The sequence below is a fragment of the Candidatus Sordicultor fermentans genome (assembly GCF_012728195.1).
Lineage (GTDB): Bacteria > Atribacterota > Atribacteria > Atribacterales > Caldatribacteriaceae > Sordicultor > Sordicultor fermentans.
Map to the genome: position 1 here is coordinate 1 of NZ_JAAYFP010000186.1, position 2,417 is coordinate 2,417.

Consider the following 2,417-nt stretch of genomic DNA (forward strand, 5'->3'; position numbering starts at 1 on the left):
AGATAAAATTTTAACACAAAATTCAAAGAGAAAGGAGTTTTTTCTGAAAAATAGTGAGACGCCCATCTCCTCTGTCATTCTCAAAAGTTTTAGTCGGGAATCTACCTCTCTCGTCATGCCTGAGCGCTTTTATCAGGCATCCATATGCTTTTAAATACTTATGGACCCCTGATAGAAACATTCAGGGGTGACGAAAAGGGGTAATAGAGACATTCAGTGGTGACAACCTCCCTTTCCGTCATTCCCGAAATTTTTTATCGGGAATCTAAAAGCATTTGTCTTCCTTTTTGAAACCATAGGGGCGTTCCCTCCCATTATTTAGATTCCTGATAGAACCATTCAGGAATGACCTCCTTTTTTGTCATTCCCGAAATCTTTTATCGGGAATCCAAATCTTTCTACTGAGGGAGGCTTTTTCTCCCTCAGTTAGTCTTTATTTTTATAGTTTGGACCCCGGCTTAAAAATTGCCGGGGTGACGAATAAGGGCAATAGAACCATTCAGGAATGACCCCCTTTTTTGTCATTCCCGAAATCTTTAATCGGGAATCCAAGTTTTTGCTTTTTCTTTTTGTGTTTTTGCTTTTTCAGGGGGCTATAAAGGGGCGGCGCCCCCTCATAGTCGATAGAGACATTCATAAATTACAAACAGGGAAGAGAGGCCGCTACAGAAAATAAGTGCTTCGACTATTTGAACACTTAATTACTTTCTCCTGCCTCTTCAAGGAATCTGACGAATTGCTCCATTTCTCTTTTTAACCGGGTGAATAAACTCTCAATATTATTAACAAGAGGCGCTATCTTATCGCAAGACAGGTTGAAGGTGTACACATTTCTCACCACGTGCCTGAAAGCTCTATATTCATCAAGCATTTGATAGGTTTCCTGACTCAATACTGCTGGCCGAATCTTCTTTATCTCGACTTTCATTTGGATTAGTAAATCCTGGTGCCAGGAGAGTCCTTCTGGTATAGCTCCATCGATATCCATAGCAATAAGGGTGAAAATCCTCTCCAGCGCAGAATAAAAAGTATGCAGATTAAGCGCCACACTGTCCAGATAATAGTCGTCTCCGGTGGCTTGCAAACGTTCCCATCCGCCTGTTATTCTTTTTACTACTGCTTCTATGTCTGAAAGTTCGGTTTTTATTCTGCTGGCCAGAGCCAGATATTTTCTGCTCATATTAAAATACCTTCTTCCTCTATGACCTTCTTAAGGGAGTCCTGGCAGTTTTTCATATCCACCAGGTCTATCTCGAAATCCCTAACGGCTCTGGTGATAGCTGCAACTGCTGAATAAAATTTATCATCTGGTATACCAACTTCTGCTAAATCTATATCTGATTTCTGGTCAAATCTATCCCTCTGAGTAAGTGAACCAAAAACCCAGACCTTCTCAGCTCCATATTCCTTTTTCAAGATATCGGCTGCTATTCTGGCTCCCTGCCAGGCTCTGTGGTATCGAGCATCCAGGTCCTCGCCGGGCTTTCTACCTTGAAAGAGGAGAGGATATTTTTCTTTTATTGATTTGCTCATCTTCTGGACAGTTTCACCTCTTTGAAAGTCCCTCTACGAGGAATTATATCACAGGAGAAGCCAGGGAATCTGGCATTCAGAGCTATAAGGGGTATCCCTCACAAGGTCTACTTTGAGCTATAGCTGGCATGACAATCCTGAGCTTTTGACATAATGTAGCTTGCTTTTTTAAATTTGTTGAGGTTCATTGGAAAGCGAGATTGCTTCGTCGTTTTGCTTCTCGTATTTTTTCTTTGCTTCAGAGGGTGCCACCTCTTGCAGGAGGGAGTGCCCGGCTTCCCTGCCAAATCATTGATTTGGCAGGATGGGTAAGGAAGGGGGAAGTTTTTCAGCAAAGAGATTTTTTGAGAGAAAAGCATTTTGAAGGTTCATAAGGGGGAAAGAATTTCCCCTTTATACTGGTGGATGGCTTTCCCACCAGTGGCATTTGCTTTTTATGCTTTTATTATTTTCAGTTTATGCCGTAGGCTGTTTGTTTTTTCTCCTTCTGTCTTTGTTTTTTTGTCTTTTCCGGGGGTTATAAGGGGGCAACGCCCCCTTTATTGTCCACCCTCACCTTACCTCTCCCCGGAAGCTCTCTAAACCGTCCCTCTCCCGTCGAGGGCTTCTCTTTTTGTCATGCCTGAAATTTAGCGAGGCATCCACATCATCCGTCATTCCCGAAATCTTTAATCGGGAATCCAAATACTTTTAAATACCATGGACCCCTGATAGCACCATTCAGGGGTGACAGACAAGGGATGATAAACACATTCAGGGGGTGACGCCTTTTTTGTCATTCCCGAAATCTTTTATCGGGAATCCACGTTTTTGCTTTTTCTTTTGATTTTTGTCTTTATGCTTTCGTCTTTTCAAAGGGGTTATGAGGGGCAGCGCCCCCTTAT

2 protein-coding genes are annotated in these 2,417 nt (G+C 42.4%); both read right to left on the minus strand.

From position 1 onward, the window contains the following. Window positions 1-697 precede the first annotated feature (697 nt). Window positions 698-1,180, minus strand: coding sequence for a hypothetical protein (locus GXZ17_RS09370; RefSeq protein ID WP_409377024.1), 483 nt, complete (start codon window positions 1,178-1,180; stop codon window positions 698-700). Beyond that, window positions 1,177-1,533: a nucleotidyltransferase family protein gene (locus tag GXZ17_RS09375; protein ID WP_409377025.1), complete on the minus strand. Its 357-nt coding sequence runs from the start codon at window positions 1,531-1,533 to the stop codon at window positions 1,177-1,179. The genes GXZ17_RS09370 and GXZ17_RS09375 overlap by 4 nt, the downstream gene beginning before the upstream one ends. Window positions 1,534-2,417 lie beyond the last annotated feature (884 nt).

Bases quoted from the DNA above. Each gene is read 5' to 3' on its own strand.
- GXZ17_RS09375 (WP_409377025.1), bottom strand. From the start codon at position 1,533: ATGAGCAAATCAATAAAAGAAAAATATCCTCTCCTCTTTCAAGGTAGA.
- GXZ17_RS09370 (WP_409377024.1), bottom strand. From the start codon at position 1,180: ATGAGCAGAAAATATCTGGCTCTGGCCAGCAGAATAAAAACCGAACTT.